The sequence below is a fragment of the Methanosaeta sp. UBA356 genome (genome assembly GCF_002496465.1).
GTDB classification, from domain to species: Archaea; Halobacteriota; Methanosarcinia; order Methanotrichales; family Methanotrichaceae; genus Methanothrix; species Methanothrix soehngenii.
The window spans coordinates 1-929 of record NZ_DAKC01000010.1; the positions used below are offsets into that span (position 1 = coordinate 1).

The following is a 929-nucleotide window of genomic DNA, read 5'->3' on the forward strand; positions in this document are numbered from 1 at the left end:
TGCACTCCCGATGTAATAAACAAAAAAATGAAAAAAATGCTCAGATCGTCAGATCAAATGGTAAACCTGTATGCTGCACCACTTAAGAATGTCCCTGTCTCCCAATAGCTCTCGCCATCCTTGCTGATCACTATGGTATGCCACATATTCCCAGGCACATTAAATCTGTAAATGCCATCGGAAAGATCCTTTCCGAATCCCTCTGTGCCTATATATTCTCCATCAAGGTATACATCATAGCCTAAAAGCCAGCTTGACCTGAGGGTCACAGCAGCTGTCCCGCTGAGCGGCACTGGAACATATGAATTCCGATCTGTCCAGGTGCCGGAGCCCTGGCCGTAGACATATACGTAGATATAGTTGCTCCATCCATTGCAGTAATACTGGAGGATATGCCAGCCAGGAACATCTCCATTGAACCATTTCTTATTCCATCCGGCAGAGGAATAGCCCAGATATTTTACACTCAGCTCTCCATTGGGGTACCACTCATAGATCCATAATGGGCCGGAAGAGGAAATCTGCAGCCACATAGGCTGCCAGCCAAATAACCTGCAAGCTCCTGTCGTCTGAGGAACATAGCTCAAATAGAGCTCATTTCTTGCTATCACTCCACCTGGGACTGCGGCGCTGATACTGGATGGATAAGTGGACTTTTCGCTTGATGTCGCTCTTCTCTGCTGGCCGGAAGAGAATCCAGTTGCAGAAGTGTCAGCCCTATCGATGCCTGCTTTAGCGAAGTCGGTCGGAGCAAAGTCAGTTGCGGCGATCAGTGAGTCTTCAGCCTCGGCAGAACGGGGCGCCTCTTTATAGTCCACTATAGATGATTCTGGAGGTATATCCAGCCCCAGGATGTCCGGGCTGCTGGGAGCAACAGGAACAGGAGCGCCAGAAGGAGCCGCGGTCTGGTAGATTGTGCTCTCCTTGGA

1 pseudogene is annotated in these 929 nt (G+C 49.6%); it reads right to left on the reverse strand.

Features of this window, described 5'->3' with window-relative positions:
* Positions 1–53 precede the first annotated feature (53 nt).
* Positions 54–929, reverse strand: a pseudogene (locus BP727_RS00550) (hypothetical protein); the annotation flags it as partial.